This window comes from Pelomonas candidula, from assembly GCF_043555985.1.
Taxonomy (GTDB): domain Bacteria; phylum Pseudomonadota; class Gammaproteobacteria; order Burkholderiales; family Burkholderiaceae_C; genus Pelomonas; species Pelomonas candidula.
Map to the genome: position 1 here is coordinate 249,373 of NZ_JBIGIC010000009.1, position 23,178 is coordinate 272,550.

16 protein-coding genes are annotated in these 23,178 nt (G+C 69.4%); 6 read left to right on the top strand and 10 right to left on the bottom strand.

The genetic code is table 11. The features are described 5' to 3' along the window. Window positions 1-85: 85 nt before the first annotated feature. Both ACG04R_RS18790 and ACG04R_RS18795 read right to left on the bottom strand, forming a co-directional pair. On the bottom strand, window positions 86-1,690 hold the full coding sequence (locus ACG04R_RS18790; protein ID WP_394414227.1) for a rhamnogalacturonan lyase B N-terminal domain-containing protein: 1,605 nt from the start codon (window positions 1,688-1,690) through the stop codon (window positions 86-88). A gap of 142 nt (window positions 1,691-1,832) precedes the next feature. Next, entirely contained in the window at window positions 1,833-2,717 is an 885-nt protein-coding gene (locus ACG04R_RS18795; protein WP_394414229.1) for a hypothetical protein, read from the bottom strand. 398 nt (window positions 2,718-3,115) lie between these two features. Here ACG04R_RS18795 and fusA point away from each other — a divergent pair, with 398 nt between their 5' ends. After that, window positions 3,116-5,134 (top strand): elongation factor G, encoded by a 2,019-nt coding sequence (fusA, locus tag ACG04R_RS18800; RefSeq protein WP_394414232.1) that lies wholly within the window; start codon window positions 3,116-3,118, stop codon window positions 5,132-5,134. A gap of 74 nt (window positions 5,135-5,208) precedes the next feature. On the opposite strand, the gene ACG04R_RS18805 is transcribed toward fusA, so the two are convergent. The 6 genes from ACG04R_RS18805 to ACG04R_RS18830 all read right to left on the bottom strand — a co-directional run bounded on the left by ACG04R_RS18805 (window position 5,209) and on the right by ACG04R_RS18830 (window position 15,611). Further along, entirely contained in the window at window positions 5,209-6,069 is an 861-nt protein-coding gene (locus ACG04R_RS18805; RefSeq protein WP_394414235.1) for a spherulation-specific family 4 protein, read from the bottom strand. 16 nt (window positions 6,070-6,085) lie between these two features. Further along, on the bottom strand, window positions 6,086-6,958 hold the full coding sequence (locus ACG04R_RS18810; RefSeq protein ID WP_394414238.1) for a spherulation-specific family 4 protein: 873 nt from the start codon (window positions 6,956-6,958) through the stop codon (window positions 6,086-6,088). Window positions 6,959-7,082: 124 nt separating this feature from the next. Beyond that, entirely contained in the window at window positions 7,083-8,984 is a 1,902-nt protein-coding gene (locus ACG04R_RS18815; protein WP_394414241.1) for an NPCBM/NEW2 domain-containing protein, read from the bottom strand. Continuing rightward, window positions 8,981-11,668 carry an alpha-galactosidase gene (locus ACG04R_RS18820; protein WP_394414244.1) on the bottom strand — a complete coding sequence of 896 codons (2,688 nt, stop codon included), beginning with the start codon at window positions 11,666-11,668 and terminating at the stop codon, window positions 8,981-8,983. Before ACG04R_RS18820 ends, ACG04R_RS18815 begins: the two co-directional genes overlap by 4 nt. Then, a complete protein-coding gene (locus ACG04R_RS18825) occupies window positions 11,665-12,762 on the bottom strand; it encodes an amidohydrolase family protein (RefSeq protein WP_394414247.1) in 1,098 nt (365 codons plus the stop codon). The genes ACG04R_RS18820 and ACG04R_RS18825 overlap by 4 nt, the downstream gene beginning before the upstream one ends. After that, window positions 12,762-15,611 carry a TonB-dependent receptor gene (locus tag ACG04R_RS18830; RefSeq protein WP_394414250.1) on the bottom strand — a complete coding sequence of 950 codons (2,850 nt, stop codon included), beginning with the start codon at window positions 15,609-15,611 and terminating at the stop codon, window positions 12,762-12,764. Before ACG04R_RS18830 ends, ACG04R_RS18825 begins: the two co-directional genes overlap by 1 nt. Window positions 15,612-15,995: 384 nt before the next feature. Between ACG04R_RS18830 and ACG04R_RS18835 the strand changes: the two genes are divergently transcribed. From ACG04R_RS18835 to ACG04R_RS18855, 5 genes are read left to right on the top strand one after another with little or no spacing between them, the layout of a single operon-like run. Beyond that, on the top strand, window positions 15,996-16,901 hold the full coding sequence (locus tag ACG04R_RS18835) for an EamA family transporter (RefSeq protein WP_394414253.1): 906 nt from the start codon (window positions 15,996-15,998) through the stop codon (window positions 16,899-16,901). Next, window positions 16,898-18,193 (top strand): D-tagatose-bisphosphate aldolase, class II, non-catalytic subunit, encoded by a 1,296-nt coding sequence (locus tag ACG04R_RS18840; protein WP_394414256.1) that lies wholly within the window; start codon window positions 16,898-16,900, stop codon window positions 18,191-18,193. The genes ACG04R_RS18835 and ACG04R_RS18840 overlap by 4 nt, the downstream gene beginning before the upstream one ends. Before the next feature lie 12 nt (window positions 18,194-18,205). Next, window positions 18,206-19,381 (top strand): SIS domain-containing protein, encoded by a 1,176-nt coding sequence (locus ACG04R_RS18845; RefSeq protein ID WP_394414259.1) that lies wholly within the window; start codon window positions 18,206-18,208, stop codon window positions 19,379-19,381. Further along, window positions 19,378-20,334, top strand: a complete 957-nt coding sequence (locus ACG04R_RS18850) for an N-acetylglucosamine kinase (protein ID WP_394414262.1) — start codon at window positions 19,378-19,380, stop codon at window positions 20,332-20,334. The genes ACG04R_RS18845 and ACG04R_RS18850 overlap by 4 nt, the downstream gene beginning before the upstream one ends. A gap of 43 nt (window positions 20,335-20,377) precedes the next feature. Then, on the top strand, window positions 20,378-21,184 hold the full coding sequence (locus ACG04R_RS18855; protein WP_394414265.1) for a DeoR/GlpR family DNA-binding transcription regulator: 807 nt from the start codon (window positions 20,378-20,380) through the stop codon (window positions 21,182-21,184). A 40-nt stretch (window positions 21,185-21,224) separates the two neighbouring features. On the opposite strand, the gene ACG04R_RS18860 is transcribed toward ACG04R_RS18855, so the two are convergent. Together ACG04R_RS18860 and ACG04R_RS18865 are read right to left on the bottom strand one after the other, a co-directional pair. After that, complete coding sequence (locus ACG04R_RS18860) at window positions 21,225-21,593, bottom strand: carboxymuconolactone decarboxylase family protein (RefSeq protein WP_394414269.1); 369 nt, start codon at window positions 21,591-21,593, stop codon at window positions 21,225-21,227. A 711-nt stretch (window positions 21,594-22,304) separates the two neighbouring features. Then, a complete protein-coding gene (locus ACG04R_RS18865) occupies window positions 22,305-23,039 on the bottom strand; it encodes a polysaccharide deacetylase family protein (RefSeq protein ID WP_394414272.1) in 735 nt (244 codons plus the stop codon). Between the last annotated feature and the right edge of the window lie 139 nt (window positions 23,040-23,178).

The window sequence follows — 23,178 nt, forward strand, 5'->3', positions numbered from 1 at the left end:
CAGATCGGTGTCTTCACCAGCGGCCGTGCCACGACGCGTGCGTGCGGCGCATGCGGCCAGGGCTCGCGCCCCAGCCCGTCGCCCGTCAGTACATGTCGACGGCGTCCACCGCGAAACCTGCGCTCAGATAGGCCGTACTGCCGCTGCCCGATGCCGCGTTGATCGTCAGCGTGTTGGTGCCGGCCACGAAGGCGCTGGCCGGCACGCTGTACGTGAACATCGCGTTGTTGCCTCGGTAGGTGCCGATGGTCAGCGAGCGCGAGTCCGGCTGCGTCGACGGCGACGGCACGCCGCTCGTCCAGCTGTTCACCGAGATCTGCGGCCGCGCGTTGGCGTAGGCCGCCGAGATGCCGATGCGCACCGTGCGTGCGGCCAGCTGTGCGCTGGTCAGCGTGAAGGTGATCTTGGTGCCGCCGTTCACGTCCTTCCAGATCGCGCCGGGGAACTTGTTCGTCGCGCTGCCCACGGCGTAGGTGACCGGGCCCCACGACGGGTTGCGCGAGTCCGACGGGTGGCGCACGTTGAGCGTCTGGCCGTTCAGGAACTCCAGCGGCGTGCCGTCCCAGTTGCCCACGCGCCAGAGCACGCTCTGCGCCGACGGGTCAGCCGTGATGCTGCGCGTGTTCAGCGTCGTCGTGCCACCGCTGCTGACGGACACCTGCTCGGTATAGACGCCCAGCTCGCCCTTGTAGACGGTCATCGTGTAGGTGCCGGGCTTCATATTGGCCACGGTCACGGCGCCGCTGCCGGAGGCCGTGCCCCAGTACTGCGCCGTGCCGTTGGCAAAGCCCACCGTGTAGGTGTAGGCCGTGTCCATGCCCGACAGGCCGTTCAGCACCACCTTGCCGCGGCCGCTGACCCAGCCCTGCAGGTTGAGCCCCGACATCCAGCTCATGTCAGGGGCCGACGGCGTGGAGCCGCTCGTGAACACCAGCGCGTAGGGGCCGTGCAGGCCGGTGCGGAAGGCCTCGGTCTGGTTGTGGCCCGAGTTCATGTAGTTGTAGAGCTCGGTGTCGGTGCCGCTCTGGTTCTGGATGTCGCGGTGGAAGGGCCCGCCCGACGAGGACTCGCGGTTGCCGTAGACCATGTAGACGCCCACGCCGGAACCCGTCACGCCGCGGATGGACAGGTCCTTGGCGCGCTGGTTGCCGTAGTACTTGGAGCGCGTCGTGCCGTCGCTCATGCCGAAGATGTCGGCGCTTTCGATGACCCCGGTATTGCCGCGCAGGTTGGACTCCGCGGGCACGCCGGTGAACACGCTGCCGTTGAGCCGCGTGATCCAGCGCAGCTCGCCCACGCTGGGTTCGGCCGTGATGGTGGTGGCCATGTAGATGATGTTCTCGTTGCGGCGCACGACCATGTAGTGCGTCAGCGTGGACGTGGCGATGGTGATCACCGCCGTCGTGCCCGAGGGCGTGAACGCGTAGGTCGGCACGGTACCGAGGCCCGAGCTGATGTGCGAGCCCTTGGTCTGGCCCTGCAGCTCGGCGCCGTCGTTGTACTTGATGGAGGTGATGTCGCCGCTGGTCTTGCTGACCTTGAACACGAGGCCGGCGCCGGTGTCGACGGTGAGCAGGCCGCTGGCATCGGTGATGCCCCAGGCGGCCAGCGCCGAGGTTGAGGCAAAGGTACAGGCGGCCGCAGCCAGCCCGAGCGCCGCGAAGCGCCCGCGCGAAGGGATGTTGAACATGTTGTCTCCGTTCGTGGGTGTCCGCGAGCGGGCGTCATCGCCGCCGCGGTGCCGCGCCCTGTGCTGCCGGTGCGGTCAAGCGCAGTCTAGGAAGCCCTGCAAGCGCGCCGCCTCGGGCGCGCTACCGAGAAACCGCATTCACTCAACGGGTTGATTGCTTGGCCGCGCAGCCGGCCGGAAGCGGCGGCGGCGGCAGGTCCGGCGGCGCGGGCGGGATATCGCTGCGCCCCATCTGGCGGGCCAGCTCCGCGCCCTGCTGCCAGGCGCCGGGCGAATCGCTGTGCGACAGCAGCAGCGTCGCCACGTGCGCGCAGGCGGCACCGACAGGGTGCGCCGGGCCATAGTTTCCGCAGGCATTGGTCAAGCCAGCGGACGGTGCAGGCAGGGCAGCCCAGGCGAGGTCCGGCAGGGCCTCGCGCTGGCCCGGTGGCAGCGCGCGTGCAACACGCTCGGCAGCGGCCTGCGGCTGCTCGTGCCAGTAGCGCGACGCGGCCAGGCCCTGCCAGGCCTCGTCCGCGGCGGCGGGGTCCTCGTCGATCAGCTCGGCCCAGTGCAGCGCGTTGTCGGGCTCGACGCGCACGCGCTCCTGCAGCAGCGCGCGGCGGCAGTCCGCGCTGTCGCAGGCTGTGGCGGCCCAGCGCAGCGCCTGGGCGTCCTGCGACCGCAACGCGGCCTGCCGCACCAGGGTGCGCCACTGCGCGAGCGCCGCCGGGTCGTCGCCGGCCGGCCTCTGCATCAGCAGCGCCAGCACGGCGTCGCCGGCCGAATCACTGGCCAGTTGCGCCACCGCGCGCTGCAAGGTCATCGCGCGGTCGTGCGGGCTCAGCGTCGGTGTGGGCGCGCAGTCCGCAGTCGGCAAGGCGGCGGCCGGTGCCGCCATCGAAGCCGCTGCAGGCGCGGTCAGCGGCAGCGACGCAACCGTTCCCGGCGACGGCGCGGCCGGCAGCGTCTCGTCGGGCCAGGCCATCCAGGCCGCAACGGCAACGCCGGCAAGGGCGAGCAACGGAAGCAGGCGGCGGGTCGGCATGGGGCGCTATTGAAACCGACGTCCGCGCCGCCAGATGCCCCCACAAGCCCGGGGTTTCTCCGAACCGCGGCACAATCCTCCGCATCATGAAGCTCAACCGCACGACCCAAGCCCGCATCACTCCCTGAGGCGTCTTCGACCGTGTTCGGAAGGCGCACCAGCAGCCTTCCGGTTCAGCAAACAACCCCGGCAGGCTCGCACCTCCCGGGGTTTTGTTTTTCTGATTTCCGAGTTCCGCCATGTTCGCCCGCACCTTCGACAAGCTGATCGCCACGATTCCCGAGCGCCGGAGCGCGGCTCGGCTGTGCCTGTCGCGTGCGCGCTTCGGCGTCCTGTCTTCGCGCTAGCCCCGTGGTTCCTCCACCGGGCTGGCAACACCACCCGAATCAGGAACCACCATGAACTCGAACAATCTTCATCTCCGCAACCTGCGCAACATCGGCGTCATCGCGCACGTCGACGCGGGCAAGACCACGACCACCGAACGCATCCTGTTCTACACGGGCGAGAACCATCGCATCGGCGACGTCAACGACGGCAACACCGCGATGGACTTCGACCCGCAGGAACGCGCGCGCGGCATCACCATCCACAGCGCGGCGACGACCGTGCACTGGCAGGGCACGCAGATCAACCTGATCGACACGCCCGGACACATCGACTTCAACCTCGAGGTGCGCCGCTCGCTGCGCGTGCTGGACGGCGCCGTCGTCGTTTTCGACGGCGTGGCCGGCGTGGAACCTCAGACCGAAACCAACTGGCGCCTCGCGGACGAGTACCGCGTGCCGCGCCTGGCCTTCGTCAACAAGCTGGACCGCGTCGGCGCGGATTTCCAGCGCGTCGTCGCGTCGCTGCAGGAACGCCTCGCCGTGCGCGCGCTGCCGCTGCAGCTGCCCATCGGCGCGGAAGGCGATTTCCGCGGCATCGTGGACCTGCTGACGATGCAGGCCCTCGTCTGGGACCGTGACGACGCGAAAGCGCCGCCCCGCGTGGACGCCATCCCGCCCGAGCTGCTGGCTGCCGCTGAGGCCGCGCGTGCGCGCCTGCTTGAAGCTGCCGCCGAGCAGGACGACGCGCTGCTGGACGCCTGGCTGCGTGGCGACGAACTGCCGTTGGACAGCGTGCGTGCGGCACTGCGCCGCGGCACGATCGCGGGCGCCTTCGTGCCCGTGCTGGCCGGGTCGGCCTTCCGCAACCGCGGCGTCGAGCCGCTGCTGGATGCGGTCGTGGCCTACCTGCCCGCCCCCGGTGAAGCGCCCGGCGCTGCCGCGGTCGAAGGCCCGCTGTCGGCCCTCGCGTTCAAGCTGACCGCCGACGACCACGGCGCGATGGTGTTCGTGCGCGTCTACAGCGGCACGCTCAAGCGCGGCGACACGGTCTTCAACGCCAACACCGGCAAGGCCGAGCGCGTGGCGCGGCTGTACGAGATCCACGCGGATCGGCGGGTCGAGCGCGACGAACTGGTCGCGGGCGACATCGCTGGCGTCGTCGGCCTGAAGGACGTGCTGACCGGCCACACGCTGGCCGCGCGCAAGGACGCGCCCGTGCTGGAAAGCATCGTCGTGCCCGAGGCCGTCATCGACGTCGCCATCGAGCCGCGCCAGCAGGCCGATGCCGCGGCCCTCGCGAAGGGCCTGGGCACGCTCGTGCGCGAAGACCCGTCGCTGCGGCTGAGGCAGGACGCCGACTCGGGCCAGACGCTGCTGTCCGGCATGGGCGAGCTGCAGCTGGAAGTGGCCGTGGAGAAGCTGCGCTCGCGCTTCGGCGTGGACGTGGCCGTGGGCCGCCCGCAGGTGGCCTACCGCGAGACCATCACGGCCGCGGCCGAAGTGCGCCACGTGCACAAGAAGCAGAGCGGCGGCCCCGGCCAGTTCGCCGAGCTGACGCTGCGCGTCGCGCCGCTGCCGCGCGGTGACGGGTTCCGCTTCGAGAGCACGGTGGTGGGCGGCGCGATCCCGCGCGAGTTCATCCCGGCGGTCGAAGCCGGCATCCGCAAGGCGTCGCAGGCGGGTCCGTTCGCGGGCCACGCGCTGGTGGACTTCGAGGCGACGCTGGTCGACGGCAGCGCCCACGCGCGCGACTCGTCGGCGCTGGCCTTCGAGCTGGCGGCGGCGGCGGCGCTGCGCGAAGCGGTGCTGAAGGCGGCGCCAGCAGTGCTGGAGCCGGTGATGTCCGTCGAGGTCATCACGCCGGCCGAGTCACTGGGCGACGTCATCGGCGACCTACTGCGCCGCCGCGGTCAGGTGCAAGGCCAGGACGCCCGCGGCAACGCGGTCGTCGTGACTGCGCACGTGCCGCTGGAGCGCATGTTCGGCTACATCGGGCATCTGCGCGCGATCAGCTCCGGCCGGGCGCAGTTCACGATGCAGCTGAGCCACTACGCGGAAGTGCCGGCAAGGGCCGCCATGGCCGCTTGACGCAATGGGGCGGGAGGCCGCGAGGCCTCTCGCCCTTTTTCTTCGCAGCCCCCCCCTGCGGCCACGTTGTGGCTTCAGCGCGAACGCCGCCGTGCAGCGCCCACCACGGCCAGCCCGGCCAGCAGTAGCGCCACCGACGCCGGCTCCGGCACCGCCGCGGCAGCGGCGACTTCGGCAGACCAATAGCTCGGCAGATGCAGATAGGGGTTGCCGCTGTCGAGCGTGCCGTCGGTGACGTAGATCGCGCCCAGCCCATGCTGCTTCGCCAGCCCCATGACCTGCTGCATCTGCGTCACCGTGGCCACGCCGTAGACGATGGCGCCGGTCGCAGCGGCGTTCGTCACGCTGCCGAGGAAGGCCCCGTTCACGAAGTCGCTGAACGAGCCCTCGAAGCTCATCAACGTGTTGGTCACCGCCGTGTAGCCGGCGGCCGGCACCGTTCCCGGGTTGCCGACGATCTGCCAGCCGGGGTGGCTGGCGTGCAGCCCGTCGCTGACCGTCTTGTAGAACGGCAACGTGCCCGTCTGCGACGCCATCTCGTCGAGGAAGACGCCGTCCACGCGGTACCAGTCCGCGTACTTCTGCGCGTCGGCCAGCACGTCGCCGGTGGAGCGCGTGGGCGGCACCTCCGGCGTGCAGTGGCTCACGCCGTAGCAGGTGTAGACGTAGCCCAGCACCTTGCCGCCGGCCGCGCGGAAGGCGTCGACCGACGCGACGTAGTCGCTGTTGGGCGCCGTCCCGGGCCCGTTGCCCGGGTTCATGATGGCCGTGATCTGCACGCCCTGGCCCGCCGCGGCGGTCAGCTGGTTCCACTCGTTCATCGAGGGCATCCAGGACGGGTAGAAATAGGCCGGCACGACGATCTCGACGGCGGCCGCGAAGGGCGCAGCCGTCGCCAGGGCCAGCGCGGCGAGTGCGGTTTTCAGACGCTTCATGTCGGGGTCTCCGGGTTCAGCAGCTGCCGCCGCTCTTCAGGCTTTTCAGGCACCAGCGCTCGGAGCCGCTCAGCGTCTCGTTGCCCCAGTAGGTCGGCGTGTAGTTCCAGATCGGGCCGCCCCACGGCAGGCTGGGGTTGTAGGTCATGCTGGTGACGTAGACGTAGTTGGCCGTGGTGCCCTTGAGCGTCGTCTGCATCTGCGCCTGCGTGGCCGAGTGCACGAGCAGCCAGGTCTTCACGCCCAGCGACGTCGCGAGGCTCTGCACCGCGCCGTTGAGCCAGCTCGCCGCATTGGCGTAGTCGCTGTAGGCCGCCTCGTACATGACGACATGCTCGCCATAGCTCGCCGCGTTGATGAAGCAGCCGCTGGCGCCGGGCCAGCCCGCGTTCCAGACCACCGTGCCGCTGGTGCCGGCCGCGGTCATCTTGGCGCGCACGGCGCTCCACTTGGGCGGCGTGCCATTGCACTTCTGCGTGTCCGTCAGCGAGGCATCGTCGAACGCGGCCTCGTCGAAGAAGAAGCCATCCACGCCACCCAGCGTGCTCTTGTAGGCGGTCAGGTTGGCGGAGATCGCGTTGTAGCGTGCCAGCTCGTCGGCCGTGTTGGTGTCGTAGCCCGTCGCCACGTAGCCCAGCACCTTGCCCCCCTGGGCACGGATGCTGGCGATGACGGCCTTCCAGTTCGTGACCTGGCTCGCGCTCAGGCCGGTGGCGCCGCTGTTGGGGTTGATGACGACGTAGCTGCCCGACGGCACCTGGCCGCCATAGGTGGCGGGCGTCTCGCCCCAGTAGGCCACCATGCCGGCACCGCTGGGTGCGGCACCGGCCAGGTTCACCGTCAGGCCCAGCAGGGCCGCCGCGACGGGCTTCAATCCAAGTTCACGCATGGGTCATCCTCGAAGTACGCCGGAACAGGAAGGCGGGGCGCGCAGGCGCGAGCGCACCCCGGGCACCAGCGAGCGGTGCCGACAGGAGGGAAGCGGGAAGAAGGAAGCGGTACCGGGGACGCGGCTACTCGACGCGCGCCTCACCCCAGGTCACGACGACGGGACCGGCGGTATCGGCCCCGTGTTGGCGCGCGATCAGTTCGATCAGCTGCACGCCATGCAGGTCGGCGCTGAGTTCACGCGCCGGCTGGTTGAACTTCATCGGCGGCGTGCTCGCGAGCCGGCGGCCATCGCCCCACAGCTCGAAGCTCACCGCGGCGGTCATGCCGCGCGTCGAGTCGTCCACACCGACGGACGCGACGAAGCGCCGCGCGCCGGCCGGCACCTTCACCTGCAGCCGCGAATCGGCGAGCACGCCGATGCCGTGGCGGAATGCCTGGCGGCGGACGCTCAGCGCCTGGTCGTACGGCGTCGAATCGGCGCGCGGCGCGCCCCAGCCGGCGTAGGCCGGGCGCGTGCCGCCGTTGTCAGTGGCGGACCAGGACGCCAGCGCGCGGTAGACGACGGGGTCCTGCTCCAGCGCACGGATGCCGTCGCGAGCCACGTAGAGGTCGGCCGGTCGCTCGGACACGTAGTAGCCGCGCGGCAGCACGTGCTTGCCGGTCGCGGTGAACAGCAGCGCCTCGCGCGGCTGCAGCTCGAAGACCTTGCTGCCGGTGAAGCTGCCCGCGTCGGCCCGCGCCCAGGCGTCACGCAGCGCAATGGGCGCACCGGCGGCCATCTTCAGGTGCTCGGCGGTCAGCGTGATCTTCGTGGGCTGCGAGGTGCGGTTGAACAGCAGCACGGCCTTACGGCCTCCGTTCGGACCATCCGCCAGCGTCTTCACGAGGATCTCGCGGTCGCTGTCGGCGTAGGCGATGACGCCCTGATGGCCTGCCGGGTCCTGGTTGATGGCGACGACCTCGGGGGCCTTCAGGATGTCGATGATGGCGGGCGATGCCCTGGACAGGTCCGTGCCGATCATCAGCGGCGCGGCCGCGATGGCCCACAGGCTCATGTGGGTGCGCGCCTCGAGCAGATGGCCACCGTCGAAGTCGCCGTTGCCGACCTCCAGCATGTCGGGGTCGTTCCAGCGGCCCGGGCCGGCGTAGAACTCACGCGTGGCCACGGTGTCGAAGTTGTGGACCATCTGCGAGAAGGTGTTCGCGATGTCGCGGCTGGTGCGCCACATGGTGCCTTCCTCCTGGCCCCAGCTGCGCACGTTGGCCGTGCCCCACAGGCAGACGGACAGCACGTAGTCGTTCGACGGCCGCGCCCTGCGCAGCGCCTGCTTCAGGCCCTCGTAGAGCTTCTTCGTGCCGGCAACGTCGGACTGGTTGACGCTGCCTTCGACGAGGGTGGGCGTGAACTCGCGGTACTGGCCCGATGCGACGTGGGGGCGGTCTCGGCCGTACGACGACAGGCCGCAACCGTCCACCTTCAGGTAGTCGAAGTTCCACTCGTTGAAGTACAGCGCGATATCGCGGTCGACAAAGCCCATCAGCCCCACCTCGCGCTCGGCCTGCGTACCCTCGGGCAGGTTGGGGCTGTCGGCGTCGTAGGCCTGCGAGCAGGCATTGCGGCCGATGTCGGTGTACAGCCCCGCCTTCAGGCCCATCGCGTGGATCTTGTCGGTGAACGGTCGCAGCGACGACACGTTGGCGCCACCTGTCGCCGCGCTCGGGAACAGGCCCGTGCGGACAAGCATGCGGCCGTCGCCGGTGCGGCGCTTCAGCCACCAGCCGTCGTCGACGTTGATGCTGCGGTAGCCCGCGCCCGCGAGGCCCGAGTCGACGATGACCCGGGCCGAGTCCAGCACCTTCTGCTCCGTGATGTCGACGCGAAAGGCGTTCCAGCTCGACCAGCCCATCGGCGGCGTCGGCGCCGTGCCGACCGGCTGATGCGACCAGCGACCCGTAGGCGCCAGTGGCTGCTGGGCATGCGCCGCGGTCAACGTGGCCGCAAGGGCGAGGGCAAGCAGCTTCATGCGGCGTCCAGATTCAGCAGGCGGCCAAAGGCCGAGGGCACGTGGAAATCGGGCTGGGCGGTGTGCGTCGGGCTCCAGGCCGAGCAGACACGGCCCGCGCCCTGCCCTTCGACGCGGAACAGGTTGAGCCGCCAGCCATCGTCGGCGCCACCCGCGCCACGCATGGGCACGGCGAGTTCGGCGGTCCAGAGCTGCTGGTTGCTGTCGATGCTCGCGCGCGCACGGCTCTCGCCGACGATGCGCTTCTTGCCCGAGGCCTCGACGGCGATCTCCAGCATCAGCCCGTTGGGCGCCACCTCGACCTCGCGATAGCTCTTCAGCCCCGCGCGGTCCGGCGCCTGCAGGAAGACCTCGACGACATCACGCTCCCACAGCGGCCAGATGTCGGTGGCCGAGCCGGCGTGCTCGTAGGTGTTCAGCGTGTCGTACTTGCAGAGGAAGCGCAGGTAGAGCTGGCCTGCCCCCTGCAGCAACTGCACGCGGGTGGACTGCGGGCCTGCGAGCGTGCGGCCCTGCCAGTCGTGGCGGAAGAAGGTGGCTGGCGCATCGGCCCACTGCGACGCATGCGGGAAGCCGTCGGCGGCCACCTGCGAGACACGGCCGGCGAAGGCGACGGGCAGCGTGCCGGCGCCTTCCGGATGCGCCTCGACCAGCAGGCTGTGCGTGAAGCGCACGGGCAGCGTCGGCTTGTCGGCGCTGACGCTGCCGAGCTCCTTGCCGGTCAACGAGTCGCGCAAGGTCCACCGCCCGGCACCCAGGCCGCGCAGCGTGACAGGGGCGTCCCACGTGTCGGCATAGAAGGCGTAGTGCAGCGCCCCGCCCTGTTCGACAACATGCGTCTCGGGCTTGTCGAAACCCAGGTCGTACAGCTCGCCGCGGTAGCGCCCTTCGGCGAGGCGCTGCCGGTTGTAGAGGTCCACCCACTGGCGCCAGTGCTGCTCGCGCGCGGGCGTCAGCAGGAAGGAGTCCTTGGGCTTGGGGTCCACCGGCCACGTGAACTTGCTGGCCACGACAGCGCCGATGCCGACGCTGGACGCGAAATCCTGCCCACCGGTGCTCAGCTCGACGTGGTCGCCCGCGTAGGCCGCCCAGCGGCCCATCAGCGCCTTCAGCGTCTTGCCCTTGTGACGCACCTGCCAGCTGGACAGCGGGTCCGACGCGGGCGCCTGGTCCATGAACGGCATGTTGTGGAAGGCATAGCCGGTGCCGCAGGGGCAGACCTCCAACACGGCCTGCGGGTTGGCCGCGTGGGCCGTGTCGTGCATGACCTTGTAGAACGCGGCGACGCCTTCGACCGAGTCCTCCGGCCGAGCGTGCCGGTGCTTGGGGTTGAAGCAGGGCGCGACGCCGTTGAGGTGCTGTCCGTCGACCTTGAGGCCATCGAAGCCCCAGTCGCCGATGATCATCCGAATGGTCGCGGCCAGGCGCGCCTGCGTCTTCTCGTAGGCGGGGCACAGGTAGAAGGCGTTCCACCAGGTCACGTTCTGCACCGCACCGTCCTTGTCGAGCAGCAGCAGGTCGGTGTGGTCGTGCAGTTCGTCGCTGCCGGGCGTGACGGCCAGTGGCGCGATCCACAGCCGCGCCTTCATGCCGCGCGCGTGGATGTCGGCGACGAGCGCCTTCATGTCGTCCTCGCCACGCGGGAACTTGGCGCGGTCGGGCCGCCAGTCCCCGGTCTTCACCTGCCAACCGTCATCCAGCACGGCCCACTTGAAGCCCAGCTCCTGCACCTTGGGTAGCGTGGCGCGGACGAAGTCCAGCGAGAAATCGCGTTCGTAGCCCCAGGCACACCATTGCGGCTCGTAGGCGCTGGTCGGCGGCTCGGGCGCGGCCAGGCCCTGCGCGGCCATCAGGCGGCGGTAGCGGTCCAGCGGCACGAAGAAGTCGCCACGGTGCACGGCGATGAACGTGGGCGGCGTGGCGAGCACCTGGCCCGGCGCCAGCGTCTGCGGCGCGTCACCGCGCAGCGCGACGTCGACGGCGTCGCCCTGGGCCTTCACGGGCAGCGCGACGAGCTGCGGTTGAAGGGCCAGGTGGCCGACGGCCAGGCCGACATCGCGACGCCACACATCGACAACGGGCGTGCCGCCGCCGTAGTCGGACGCGTTCATGCCCATGAAGTTGCGCTGCTCGAAGCCGCGCTTCACGGGCTGCACCCAGTCGCGGCGGTCGGCGTGGCTCGCGCCGGCATACGTCCAGTACCCGCCCGCGTGGCGCGGCGCCACGGTCAGGCGGTGCGCGGCGTTGAGCCACGCGTCGACGGTGACAGGCTGGCCGCCCGTGTTGGCGTAGGCCACATCCAGCAGCGCGACGCCCGGGTGTTCGTCGAGCAGCGTGACGGTGATGTGCTTCTCCAGACCCTCGCTCGATCGGCCGACGAGGCGCAGACGCTGGCCTGTGCCGAACACGGTCGTTGCCTTGCCGGGTTCCGCCTGTTGCAGCGCAAAGCGCGTGACAGCGCGGCCGTTGACGACGACCTGCTCGCTGGCGTCGAAACCCGTCAACTCGACCGGCTGCCGGCCGAGCAGGCTGACGATGCGGCAGCGCAGCTGATCGTCGAACTGCAGCGAGACCGCGGTGTCCTGCACGCGCGCATGGCCACGCCCCTGTGCCTGCGCAAGCGGCAGCTGCGCGGCCAGCGGCGCCGCGCCCAGCCACTGCAGGAAGGCCCGCCGTGCCGTCATGGCTTGCCGCTCCAGGCGCCGGCGAAGATGCGCTCGGCGTTCAGGTGATAGAGCTTGTCGACAACGACCTTGGGCAGCGCGAGGCCCTGCACCGGCCGATCGAGGTCGGCCACCTTGAAGGTGTCGGCCGTGTTGAAGTAACGCCAGTGCATGCGCCACACGCGCTCGGCTTCGGTGGCCAGCGCCGCGCCGTCCTGGCTGGGCTCCTGGGCCAGGTCGCTGCCGTACATGATGCGATCCTGGTACTTGATGAAGAAGCGGCGGACCCGCTCGCGATCACGCTGGCTCTGGTACTGCAGTTGTCCGATGCGCGCCGCCACGTCCACGTTGGCGTTGGGAAATCGGTCGAGAAAGGCGGCAATCTCGTCGACGTCACGCTCCAGCGAGGCGAGGTGCACGCCGATGAAGTGCAGGCCCGGATGGGCGGCCACCATGCGGTCGCGCGCGGCCATCTGCGCCTCCCAGCTGGGCATCTCGGGGTGCAGGGCCATGTGGTACTGCGGGTGGGCCTTGAAGTACTCGCGGTCATTGTTGACCGTCATCTGCTCCAGCGGCAGCCAGCAGTTGTGCGGCTCGCCCTGGTGGCCCAGCAGCGGGACACCCTGCTTCGCGAAATCGTCGAACAGCGGTGCGAAGCGGGCGTCGTCGATCATGACGAGGTGATGGTCGGAACCGCCGCGCAGGCTCATGCCGATGTTCTTCCACACCTTCACGCCGACGGCGCCGGCCTTCAACGAGGCCTGGACGCGGGCGCGCGTGGCCGCCAGCCATTCGGGCTTGTCGGAGCCGTCCACCGGGAAGCTGGCGACCCAGGCCAGGTTCTGCGGGAACTGCTTTTTCAGCTCGATGGCGACGCGCTGCTGGTCGTCCAGCGGCGGGAAGTCCGGGTAGTCGACGTTGATCGTCAGCACCTTGACGTTCTGCCCTTTCGCCGCGGCCATGAAAGCGGGATCGGGGTTGTGCAGATGCATGTGGGCGTCGATCTTCACGACACGGCCGTAGTCGGCCATCGTGTAGCGGGGATCGGCCGCCTGGGCGGGTAAAAAAGCCGCCCCGGCAAGCAGGGCGGCAACGGAGGAGACGAGGTGTCGCATCAGAACTTGAGGCTGGCGCCGATGGTGAAGGCCCGGCCGAACCGGTTGTAGCCGTTGGGCAGTGCGATGTTGCCGTTGCCCAGCGTGTACTCCTGCGTCGCGTCCGTCAGGTTGCGGCCTTCCAGCGTGATACGCAGGTGGTCGTTGATGGCGTAGGCGGCCTGGGCTGTCAGCCAGGTCATGGCCTTGGCGCGCTCGTTGAAGCCGGCGCCGATGACGTTGACCGCGGTGACGAACTCGTCGGTGTGGTCCGCCGTGGCGCTCAGGCTCCAGGGGCCCTTCTCGTACAGCACACCGAGCGACGACGTGGCCGGCGCGATGCCTTCCAGCGGGCGCTCCTCGCCGCCCACCCAGCTGCGCGACTGGTTGCGGGTGTACTGCGCGCGCACGCCGAAGCCGTTGTCCCACAGGTGCTGCAGGCCCACCTCCACGCCGCGCACGCGGGCCTTGTCGCCGTTGATGGGCCGGATGACGTTGAACAGGTGGCCCGGCACGCCGATGTCCACGCCGGTCTCGTAGCTGGTCGTGATCTGGTTCTTGATGTTCTTCTGGAAGATGGCCACGTTGAAGGCCGAGTTCTTGGCGTAGTACCACTCCAGGGACACGTCGCCCTGGCGCGCGCTGTAGGGCTTGAGCCTGGCGTTGCCGCCGTAGACCTCGGTGAAGTCGCCCCAGGACACGCTCTGCGTGGTGCTCGTCGGCGCGAGCTTGTCGACCGAGGGGCGGGCCATGGTCTTGGCGGCGCCCAGGCGGAGCTGCAGGTCGCTGCTCAGGTGCCAGGTGAAGTTCGCGGATGGCAGCGCGAACTTGTAGTCACCGTCCTGCTGGATGGTCGTCGGCGCGGCGTAGTTGGCCGTGTAGTTGAACGGGCCGTTGGTGATGAGGCTGGCGATCTTGGCTTCCCAGGCCTGGGCCGTGGTCTTGGTGGACACGAAGCGCACGCCGAAGTCGGCATTCCACTGTTCGCCCGACATGTCGGCCTGCACGTAGGCTGCGGTCGTCTTCTCGGTCACGCGGTAGCTCTGCAGCGGGTCCCATGCCGGCGCGGCCTTGCTGTAGTCGTAGGTGCCGCCATCCGGGCGGGCCTTGCCGTTGTAGGCCTGCAGTGCGTTCAGGTAGCCGGGGATGTCGAAGCCGATGAAGCTGCGCGGGAAGTTGCCGCTGACGCCGCTCATGAAGTTGGGCAGGTTCAGCGTCTGGTCCAGCACGTTGCCGCCCAGCGCGCCCACGTTGATCGCATTGGCGCCGGAGTAGTAGCCCGAGCCGCCGTTGAAATCGTTGTCGATGAGGTCGCGCGATTTCTTGCGATTGGTCTGGCTGATGCCGAAGCTCAGCGTGTCGAGGTTGAAGCGGTCGACCGTCCAGGCGGCCCCCACCGTCGCGCCGGTGATGCGGTCATCGACGTTGTCGCCCGACAGCTCGAAGTAGTGGGTGTTGAAGTCCTTGCCCGTGAACAAGCCTTGCGCCAGGCCGCTCTGCAGGTCGCGGCCATCGGCGAAGGTGGTCTTCACGTCAGGCACCTGCGAACCGGTGAGCTGGATGCGCGTCACGTTGGGCTGGTTCATGCGCAGCACGACATAGCTGTCCTGCCCGCCCGAATGGCGCTTGGAGGTGGACTCGTACAAGTCACCGGTCACCTTCAGGTCGGGGCGGGCCTTCCATTCCACGTTGACGCCGTACAGCGCGGTGTCGACGACGCGGTGCTCCGTCTTGTTCAGCAGCTCGGGATTGAGGCGCAGGTCGGGGCCGGTGTTGTCCAACGTCAGATCGGTGACGACGCCATTGGTCACCACCATGTTGGACCAGCGGCCCGGCGAGAACAGCGGGTAGAAGGATTGCTGGTAGCCGACCTGGGGCGAGTCCAGCCGCGTCTTGATGCCGTCGGCCACGACTTTCAACGTGTCGCTCGGGCGGAACTCCACCTTGGCCGACAGCGCCAGGCGCTTCTTCTGTTCCATGATGGAGCCGAAGCGGAACTGGCCGGGCCCGATGAGGCCTTCCTCGTTCTTGTCGAGCACGCCATTGCCGTTGGGGTCGATGGCGCCGCCCCAGGCATTGCCCCAGGGCCAGAAGGCGCTCGCGTCGCTGGGTACGGCGTTGCGGGTCCAGCCGCCATCGTTGCCGGCCGTGTCGGTGCGCTCCTTGCGGTCGGCGTAGACCACGCCCAGCAGCACGCCCCACTTGTCATCGAAGGTGTTGCTGTAAGCCGCCGACAGCTTGCTGCCGTTCAGGTGCGTCATCTGATTGCGGTCGGCTTCGGCGCGGACCAGGCCGTGCTGGCCCTTCTGGTCGAAGGGGCTGGCCGAGCGCAGGTTCACGAGGCCGCCGATGGAACCCTCGGTCAGCGAGGCCTGCGTGGACTTGACGACGTCGGCGCCGCTGATGACGTCCGACGGCAGCACGTCGAAGGCGAAGTCACGGCCGGCGCCGTCGGTGCCCAGGATGCGGCCGTTGAAGGTCGTGATCGTGTACTCCGGGCCCAGGCCGCGGATGCTGACCTTCTGACCCTCGCCGCCGGCCGTGCGCGAGATCGCCACGCCGGTGATGTGGCTCAGCGAGTCGGCCACGTTGTCATCGGGGAAGCGGCCCAGCTCGATGGCACTGATGCTGTCCTGCACGCCGGCGGCATTGCGCTTGAGCGTGAGGGAGCGCTGCAGGCTGGCCCGGGTGCCGACGACCTCGACACGCTCCAGCTGGTCGGCGTCGGCGGCCTTGGCATCGGCCGGCGCGCCAGGCTTGGCAGCCTCCTGGGCGAGCGCCGGGTTCGCGGCGGCCAGCGCGGCCACGGCCACCAGGCCGGCCACGGTCAGCGGGTGCAGCGCAAAACGGGGTTGCAGTCGAGGACTCATCAAACGGTTCCTTTTTTGTGGCGAGGCTGCCGTCAGGGCAGCCAGAAGCAATCTGCGAAGAGGTACCGGGGCAGCTCTCCCCCGGTGCGGGTTGCCGGCCTCGGTTGAGCCCCGTCGGCCGGCTTGACGCAAGTCTACGAATTCTTTCGTTTGATTTCGTATATGGTTTTCACCGATGCCGATTACTTTCGATACATCATGCCACGAAAGACTTCCGCCATGCTGACATAGAGCGATAACAGCGACCTATACAGGGAAGCATTCTTCGGTCTCGAAATTTTTCATACGAAACCACACTCATCGTTGTGTTTTCGTTTTCGTTCGATTATGCTTTCGCTCGAAAGTCGGCGCCGCCCACTTCGCTGAACCTGAAAGATGCTGCCCATGCAGAGCAACTGGCTCTTCCATGCCCTCGTCACCACCCTGCTCTGGGGCGTGTGGGGCGCCTTCGCCGGCCTGCCGTCCGAGCACGGCTTTCCCGACACGCTGATCTACGTCGTGTGGGCGCTGACGATGATCCCGCCCGCCGTCATCGTGCTGGCCCGCAACGGCTGGCGCATCGAGCGTGACCGCCGCGCCGTCGTGCTGGGCCTGACCGTGGGCCTGCTCGGCGCCGGCGGCCAGATGCTGCTGTTTCGCGCCGTGCAGTCGGGCCCGGCCTACCTGATCTTCCCCATCGTGTCGCTGTCACCGGCGCTGACCATCGCGCTGTCCTTCGGCCTGCTGGGTGAGCGCACCGGCAAGCTGGGCGTGGCCGGCATCGCGCTGGCGCTGTGCTCGCTGCCGTTGTTTGACCTGCAGCTGGGCCAGGGCAGCCAGGGCCTCGGGCTGTGGTTCGTGCTGGCCCTCGTCGTGCTGGCCGCCTGGGGCCTGCAGGCCTACTTCATCAAGCTGGCCAACGCGGGCACCAGCGCCGAGAGCATCTTCTTCTACATGACCGTCGGCGCACTGCTGTGCGTGCCCATCGCCCTGGCGATGACGGACTTCTCTCAGCCCGTCAACTGGGGCTGGCAGGGCCCGGGGCTGGCCGCCGTCACGCAGGTGCTGAACGCCATCGGCGCGCTGACGCTGGTCTACGCCTTCCGCTACGGCAAGGCGATGGTCGTGTCGCCCCTCGTCAACGCCGGCGCGCCGCTGCTGACGGCGGTGCTGTCCATGGCCCTCAGCGGCGCCACACCCAGCGGCAGCAAGTTGCTCGGCGTCGCACTGGCCCTGCTCGCCGCGCTGCTGCTGGCGCTGCAACCCGAGATCCCTTCTTCCTCCCAACCCGTTCAAGGAGACGCCGCATGAAGCTCATGCTCGACCTCGTGCGCCGCCACAAGCGAGTCGCCGCCAACCGCGCTGATTTCGGCCCGGCGATCGGCATCCCGTCCGTCTGTTCCGCCCATCCGGTCGTCATCGCCGCCACGCTGCGCGAGTGCGCCGCGCAGGGCCGCCCGGCGCTCATCGAGGCCACGTCCAACCAGGTGAACCAGGACGGCGGCTACACCGGCATGACGCCGCTGGACTTTCGCCACTACGTGACCGACCTCGCCGCCGCCGAGGGCCTGGCGCCCGAGCTGCTCGTGCTGGGCGGTGACCACCTGGGGCCCAACGCCTGGCGCAAGCTGCCGGCCGAAACCGCGATGACCAAGGCCGAGATCATGGTGGCGCAGTACGTGGCCGCGGGCTTCCGCAAGATCCACCTCGACTGCTCCATGAGCTGCGCCGGCGACCCCGTGCCGCTGCCCGAACCCGAGATCGCCGCGCGCGCCGTGCGCCTGTGCCGCGCGGCCGAGCAGGCCTGGCGCGACGCCCCCGACCGTGGCGAGCCGCCCGTCTACGTCATCGGCACCGAAGTGCCCGTGCCAGGCGGCGCGCACGAGGACCTGACCGACCTCGCCGTCACGTCACCCGAAGCCGCCGCGTCGACGCTGGACCTGCACCGCCACGCCTTCGCGCGCGCGGGGCTCGACCTTGCCTGGGAGCGCGTCATCGCGATGGTCGTGCAACCCGGCGTGGAGTTCGACCACCACAAGGTCATCGACTACCGCCCCGAGAAGGCGCGCGACCTGAGCACCTTCATCGAGACCCAGCCCGGCCTCGTCTTCGAGGCCCATTCCACCGACTACCAGACCCCCGAGCGCCTGGCCCAGCTGGCGCGCGACCACTTCGCCATATTGAAGGTCGGCCCCGGCGTGACCTTCGCGCTGCGCGAGACGCTGTGGGCGCTGGCGGCCGTCGAGCGTGAATGGGTCGGCCAGGGCGATGGCCTCGTCGACACCGTGCTGGGCGTCATGCGCGCCGAGCCCGAGCACTGGCGCGGCTACTACCAGGACCCGGCGCGCCTGGACGTGGACCTCGCCTACAGCTTGAGCGACCGCATCCGCTACTACTGGGCCCACCCCGCCGTGCGCGAGGCCTGCCGGACCATGCTCGCCCGGCTCGACGCCGCACCGCCGCCGCTGACGCTGCTGAGCCAGTACCTGCCCCGCCAGTACGAAGCCGTGCGCGACGGCCGCATTACCACGCACACCGACGCGCTGCTGCGCGACGGCACCGTGCAAGCCCTGCGCCCCTACCTGACCGCTTGCGCCGCCTGACCCGATACCGACATGCCCCTGCTCCACCTCGCCCCTTCCGACCTCGACCACCGCGGCGGCGCGCACACGGCGCGCGAGATCGCGCACCAACCTGCCGTCTGGCAGGCCATCCACGCGCAACTGCAGGCCGAACGCCCGGCACTCGACGCCTTCCTGGCCCCGCTCCTCGCGCTGCCCGACCTGCGCATCGTGCTGACCGGCGCCGGCAGCTCCGCCTTCATCGGCCAGTGCATCGCGCCCGCGCTGCTGCGCCACCTCGGCCAGCGCCCCGGCATCCGCGTCGAGGCCGTCGCGACGACCGACATCGTCTCCAGCCCCGAGCAATGCCTGCAGGCCGAGGTGCCGACGCTGCTCGTCTCCTTCGCGCGCTCCGGCAACAGCCCCGAGAGCCTGGCCGCCGTCGAGCTGGCCGACCGCTGCGTCAAGACCTGCCACCACTTGGTCGTCACCTGCGCCGCCGAGGGCACGCTGAACCGCCGCATGACCGGCCGTGCCGACGCGCACGTGCTGCTGCTGCCCGACGAGACGCACGACCGCGCGTTCGCGATGACATCCAGCTTCACCGGCATGCTGCTCGCCGCCGCCTGGGCCTTCGGCCTGCCGCTGCAACCGGTGACAGCGCTGGCCGCCGCCGCGCAGACGCTGGCCGACACCGAAACCGACCGCCTCTACGCGTTGGCCGAGCAGCCCTTCGAGCGCGTCGTCTACCTCGGCAGCAACGCGCTGCTGGGCCTGGCCCGCGAAGCCGCGCTGAAGCTGCTGGAGCTGACCGATGGCCAGCTCGTCGCGCTGGCCGACTCGCCGCTGGGGTTCCGGCACGGCCCCAAGACCATCCTGAACGACCGCACGCTCGTCGTCATCCTGCTGTCCAACGACGCCTACACACGCCAGTACGACCTCGACCTGCTGCGAGAACTGCGCCGCGAAGGCCGCACCCGCGTGCTCGCGCTCGGTGTGTTCGACGACGCCCAGGCAACGCATGCCGACGACGTGCCGCTGGCCCTGCCGGCCGCCGCGCCCGACCTCGCGCTGGCGCCCGTGGCCCTGGTGTTCGCGCAATGCCTGGCGCTGCTCGCGTCGCTGCAGCGCGGCATCACGCCCGACAACCCCAGCGCCTCCGGCACCGTGACCCGCGTCGTCAGCGGTGTCACCATCCACCCCCTGACCTCACAGCAGCACACCGGATGAGCGCCCTCTTCCTCGGCATCGACGGCGGCGGCACCAAGACCGCCTTCACCCTCGTCAGCGACGACGGCCGCCGGCTCGCCCGCCATGAAGCCACGACGAGCTACTACGTCGAAATCGGCTTCGACGCGCTGCGCGCGCTGCTGCGCGACGGCGTGCAGGCCGCGCTGGCCCAGGCCGGCGTGACCGCGTCGGACGTCACGCAGGCCTTCGCCGGCCTGCCCGCGCATGGCGAGGACAGCACGCTGCTCGGCCGCTTCGACACGCTGCTAGCCGGCGTGCTGCCGCGCAGCGCCGTCGGCAACGACATGGTCTGCAGCTGGGCCGGGTCGCTCGCGGGCAGTGACGGCATCAGCCTCGTCGCCGGCACCGGCTCCATCGCCTACGGCGAGTGGCAGGGCCGCGGCGCGCGCTGCGGCGGCTGGGGCGAAGTCTTCGGCGACGAAGGCTCGGCCCACTGGCTGGCGCGCGAGGTGCTGGCGCTGTTCTCGCGCATGACCGACGGCCGCGCCGAGCCCGGCCCGCTCGTTGGCCTCGTGCGCAAGCACTTCGGCCTGCAGCACGACCTCGACCTCTGCGCTGCCATCAACGGTGGCGCTGCGCGCAGCGAGTTCGCGCAGATCGCCCGGCTCGCTACCGCCGCAGCGACTGCTGGCGACGCGCAAGCGCGGCAGCTGCTGGTGCGTGCCGGCGACGAACTCGCCGCGCTGGCCGCCGGCATCGCGCGCAGCCTCGCGCTCGCGCCGGGCCAGGCGGTGGACGTGTCCTACTCCGGCGGTGTGTTCGCGTCGGGCGATCTCGTGCTCGGCCCGCTGCAGGCCGCGCTCGCACGCCGCCTGCCCGGTGCCGCGCTCAGGACGCCGCGCTTCGGCCCCGAGCTGGGTGCCGCGCTGTACGCCGCGCGTCTCGCGGGCCAGCCGCTGTCGCCCGCGGCGCTGGCCCGGCTGCAGGACTGACGCCGATATCATTCGAAAGTCGGCTCCCGCCTTTCGTTCCTGCATGCCCGCCTCCGCCCACGCACCCGCGAAAACCGAAAGTCCGCTCCTCATCGACGAGCGGCGCCGCCTGATCCGCGAGCTGGTGCAGACGCAGGGCCGCGTCACGGTCGACGAACTCGCCGAGCGCTTCCACACCTCGGTCGTCACGATCCGCAGCGACCTCAACGCGCTCGCCGCCACCGGCGCCGTGCTGCGCACGCACGGCGGCGCGCTGGCCCAACGCGACACCGAGGAAGTGCCCATCGGTGTGAAGCAGAAGCTGCGCCATGAGCAGAAGGCCCGCATCGCCGCCGAGGCGGTAAAGCTGATCCGCGACGGCGAGACCATCCTGCTCGACTCGGGGTCCACGACCGAGGAGATCGCCAAGCAGATCCGCGGCCTGCGGCTGACGTCGCTGAACGTCATCACCAACGCGCTCAACATCGCCGGCCTGCTGGCCACCGTGCCGCACATCAACCTCATCATGCCGGGCGGCCAGCTGCGGCCGAACTCCTACTCGCTGTCCGGCCCCCAGGCCGTGGCTGCGCTGCAAGGCCTCTACGCCGACCGACTGTTCCTCGGCGTCGACAGCCTGGACCCCGACATCGGCCTGATGACGCCGCACCTGCTGGAAGCCCAGCTCAACGCACAGATGATGAAGATCAGCCGCCAGGTCGTCGCCGTGGCGGACGCATCCAAGCTGATGAAGCGCAACCTCTCCGTCATCGCGCCGGTGGAACAGCTGGACATGCTGATCACCGACAGCGGCGCGGACCAGGCGATCGTGGATCAGTTGCGGGGCCGGGGGATCGAGGTCGTGCTGGCCTGAGGCGCGGGGAAAGCCCGGGCTTCGAGTCGAAGGGCGGGCGTCAGGGCGCGGCGTCGACCACCTCGGCCGCCGCGCGGAAGGCGTCCACCGCCGCCGGGAAGCCGCAATAGACGCTGGCGTGCAGGAAGATCTCCTGCAGCTCCTGCACGGTCACGCCGTTGTTCAGGGCGCCGCGCACATGCGTCTTCAACTCGTGCGTGCGTCCCAGCGCCACCAGCATGGACACCGTGGCGATGCTGCGCGTGCGCAGGTCCAGCCCCGGCCGCTGCCAGGTATTGCCCCAGGCGTGGCGGGTGACCAGTTCCTGCAACGGCGCCGTGAACGGCGTGACCTTGGCCAGTGCCGCGTCGACGTAGGCATCGCCCAGCACGGCGCGACGGGTGGCAAGGCCTTGGGGGTCGAGATCCATGAATGGCTCCTTCGGTGGTGCGGGGCAGCATAGCGAAGCCCGGTGCTCGCTTAACCGCCGAGGCTGCGAAGAAGTCATCACGAAGGCTGGCGCCAATTCAACGGACTCAAGTGGACGGGTGCACCCAGAGATGCCCGCGGCAGGTTGGGCTGGAGATGCCGCGCCAACCGATCGAGCGAACCTAGCTGCTGCCGGATGTCGCCTTAGCGTCCAGATATTTCCAGATGGACTCAGCCCTTTTGTTGACTTCCGCTACCCATGCCGCATGCAGCTGGGAATTCTTGTGGCTATGAGGGAAATACTCAGGTGGCGCAACGGCCCCGTTCCTTGTGTTGCCGTCCTGGTGCACTCGCATGTGGCATGCATGACAGAGCGCCACGCAATTCAACTCAGTTCTGAGCCACTGGTGGCTCGGATCAGCAGGGTTGCCGCATTGGTTGGGGATGACATGGTGTCCATAAGCGTAGTCGCCGTCCTCGATTTCCTCGATGAGCAGCGTCGAACAACATGCGCAGATGCCTCCCTGCCGCATCTGCGCTCGCAGGGAAGTCCCGTGGAGGAAACTGAAAGGCCGCTTCGTCGCCATGCTGCCTCCGTTTTTGCATGCAGCAAATCGGCTTGTACCGACGAATCGACTTCGGCACATCCAAAAGACTGATGAACCGGCGTTGCGACGCCGCAGTCGCAGCACGCCGACCGCGTAGTCTCAAATCACTCCCACTGCAGATGCACCACCTTGAAGCCTTTGGCCTTCAACGTCTGCAACAAAAACGGCAGCGCCTTCGCCGTCTGATCCTGCGCATCGTGCAACAGGATGATCCCGCCGCCCGGCTTCGCGAGTTGGCCTAACAGCTTATCGGCCAGCATCTGCGGCGTCTGGTCGGGCAGCCAGTCCTCGGCGCCAGCGTCGATGGACATGACGGTGACGGCACGGTCGCCCAGTGCCTTCAGCAGCGTCGGCGTTTCCTCCAGGAAGGGGAAGCGATAGGCTGGCGGCTCGGCGCCCAGAGCGGCACGGTAGGTGGCGACCATCGCATCGAGGTCAGCAAGCTGCGCGGCCGGCGGCTGTTGCGAGAAGTGGTCGTGCCGGTAGCCGTGCATGCCCACGCTGTGGCCGGCGTCGCGCACCTGCCGGGCCAGTTCGGGGTGGTGGCTCAGCGGCTCGCCGTTCATGAAGAACGTGGCCTTCACGCACTGGTCGGCCAGCGCCTTCAGCACCAGCGGCGTGGACTCGGGCCGCGGGCCGTCGTCGAAGGTCAGCACGACCTCACCCGGCGCCAGCCCCGGCAGCGCGGCGTGCTGCGCCGTGCCCCAGGCTGCGGCTTCGCGCTTGAGCGTCAGCGTGCGCGATGTGCCCAGCACGTCGGCGCCGCAGGTGGGTTGGGCGGCGATGGCGGCAGTGGTGAGGGTGGCCATGAGCAGGGTCAGCAGCGGTTTGATCATCATCTCAATGTCCTCCGGCCGGTGCGGCCTCGCCGGCGAACTCGGCGGCTTCGTCATGATCGTGCGGGAACGGTGCCAGCCACGCCAGGATGACCGGCGGGATGGAGAGGATCAGCACCCAGCCGAAGAAGCTCACATAGTG